A 2,406-nucleotide genomic window follows, 5' to 3' on the forward strand; every position below is an offset into this window, starting at 1 on the left:
AGCTCCACCTGACCGAGCCCACCACCGTCACCGTGGAGCTCACCATGGTCGGTCAATCCACCAACCGCCCGATCCGCTGGTCGGTCGGCCTGTTCGAGCGATCGTAGGAACACGTCCACCACGCCGGGGTCAGCCGAGGCAGAGCCAGAAGCGGCCATTGATCGCGCTGCGGGCGGCGTGAACATGGCAACCTCGGAAGTCCCGGCGCCATACCTCCACAGCGATGGCCCGCAAACGGCTCGCGGCCCATCGCCACGGCCACGCCCTGCGGTCAGCGTGCCGCAACCGCTCAGGGCGTCGGCCCCAGCTCACGCAGTCGCGCGGGCCACAGCGCCCGCCTGCCGCCGATGTCGAGCTTGGCCAGCTCCGCCTCGACGTCGACGTTGATGACGCCGAAGAAGTTGATGTTGTCACTGTGGCCGGGAGAGATCTGCGACGTCACCCGCCTCCCGGCCCTGTGAGCGCAGCTCCAGCACCTCTCGCGAATAATATTCTGTCGTCCAGGCGACCACGGAGTTGGTCAGCAGAGTCAGGCACCACGCCTGCTCGGTCTTCTGCTCCAGATGCGGGCGGGTGACGGTGCCCTGCTGGGCGTAGTGCAGGTCCCGGCACAGCCCGTGCAGGCTCCCCCCTTGTTCAAATGGCGGGAGATCTTCCTGCGGAAGGCCGGGTCCGAGCAGGTCCGGCCAGCAGTTGGCGATGAGGTCCTCATTCCAGCGCGCGCCCAGCCATGGCCCGGCGTGCGGGTAGCGCTTGGCAATCTCGGTCGGGGTGTCGTCACGGACCAAGGTGACCCCCGCGGGCCTCGACATGCGGGCCAGGCCCAGGTTCGTCGCCGTCGCGATGAGCACGGCCAGAATATTGCGCTTGGTCTCGGCCGTCTTGGTCAGCCTGCGCCCGCCGGAGTGAGTGAAGCAGTCCAGGGAATGCGTGCGCGCGTCCAGCTCGATCAGCAGCGAGGCGATCGGCGTGAACGGCAGCATCGCGGCCGGCTCGTCTTTGAGCGCCCCGGCCTCCGCCGGTGCGTCCTCGTCCGACAGCGGCGGCACCACCAGATGCGCGTCCTCATTCAGCCGGACCGTCCCACATAGCGGCAGTGAGCACGGAAAACCGGAAAAGGCGGCACTGGAAGTCAGCCCAGTGTTGTCCGTAATGGGAAATTTCGCCCAGCCTGCCCAATGGGCCGAAAAGTGTAATTTAGTGCGATTCATCACACAAGATGGTTTTTATCACTTTGACTGTCACAAGTCGGACATTTAGCGTCAGAGGCGTTCGCGTCCTTGTAAGCCCGGACCCATTTCATGGAGCCCAGAGTGCTGTTTGCGATGCGCAAGGCAAGGCGTGCGGCGGTGATCATGGCTGTCATTTTGTCGGTGACGACCATTTCGCCACCGGCGATCGCCGCCTCCAACGAAGATCCGGAAGTATCGGCGTCGGCGCCCCCGGCCTCCGACATGGGCACCGCGCCCCCACAAGCGGTGGACGAACCCTCTACGGCTACAGCCAGGAACCAAGATCAATGCTCTGAGTTCAAGCGCAAGAGAGCCGAACTGCTGGCACAGGGACACACCCAATGGGCCTGCGTCGAAGAGAAGGCCCCATCCACGACGAAGGAGCAGTCGCCGTCGGCGATGCAGGTGCCCCCAGCGTGGTGCACGAGCCAGTGGCTGGTGACGCGACTGCTCATGTGCAAAAAGAAAGAATGGCTCGTCACCATATCAGACGTACAAACCGGCGCCGTCACCGGTGAACTGCTTTTCAGACTGACGAACTACAGTTACACGAGCCGTGATCAACTGCACTGGGCCCACCAGACGAGCGTGGTCTTCATCAACGCCGTGGGCAAAGGATTCGGGACAAACGTGTCGGGCACAGCGGGTTGCAGCGGTCCTCAGCCAGGCCAGGTGCCCTCGTGTAACGTGTCGGCGCCCGCGAGCTTCCCGGCCACGAACATGAATCCGCGATTCCCGGTCGAGGCAGAAGCGTTCTTCGACTCCACCCAGGTCTCCCCCACCGGCACCGGCCAGATCGGTTTCGCCCGGACCCACTGGAACTACACCCTGACGAACCCGCAGTGGCCCAACTCCATCGTATTCTCCGAAGTGTCTCCCATAGTGCGCTGCGACAACGCCCTGCCCGGGTCCAACGTCGGTCGTGGCTGCATAGTCTCGGACTACATTCCCCAAGTGGACTACTCACTGACCGGGCAGTATCCGGAACTGGCGAGGCACATCGCGGACGCGCAGGCGTCCGGGCTCCCAGGGGCCTACCCGGCCGGACCTCCGCTAATGGGAGCTACCGGGTCGGCTGATCGGGCAGACTCGGTGCCTGGTAGCCGCGAGTGAGTGAGCACTTCCCACCGCTGGACCGATCGTGAGTCCTGGGGTCAGACAGTGCCCTCACTCG

General features: G+C 64.5%; 3 protein-coding genes. 1 reads left to right on the forward strand and 2 read right to left on the reverse strand.

Going from position 1 to position 2,406, the window contains the following annotated elements; genetic code table 11:
- Positions 1–289: 289 nt before the first annotated feature.
- Both QSK26_RS41365 and QSK26_RS41370 read right to left on the reverse strand, forming a co-directional pair.
- A complete protein-coding gene (locus QSK26_RS41365; protein WP_285780843.1) occupies positions 290–442 on the reverse strand; it encodes a hypothetical protein in 153 nt (50 codons plus the stop codon).
- Positions 411–1,052, reverse strand: coding sequence for a Tn3 family transposase (locus QSK26_RS41370; RefSeq protein WP_285780844.1), 642 nt, complete (start codon positions 1,050–1,052; stop codon positions 411–413). Before QSK26_RS41370 ends, QSK26_RS41365 begins: the two co-directional genes overlap by 32 nt.
- A 261-nt stretch (positions 1,053–1,313) precedes the next feature.
- On the opposite strand from QSK26_RS41370, the gene QSK26_RS41375 reads away from it, so the two are divergent.
- The gene (locus tag QSK26_RS41375) at positions 1,314–2,345 is read left to right on the forward strand and encodes a hypothetical protein (protein WP_285780845.1); all 1,032 of its coding nucleotides are present in this window, start codon (positions 1,314–1,316) and stop codon (positions 2,343–2,345) included.
- Positions 2,346–2,406: the final 61 nt, after the last annotated feature.

Source organism: Microtetraspora sp. NBRC 13810, from assembly GCF_030268685.1.
In the GTDB taxonomy this organism is placed as follows: domain Bacteria; phylum Actinomycetota; class Actinomycetes; order Streptosporangiales; family Streptosporangiaceae; genus BSRQ01.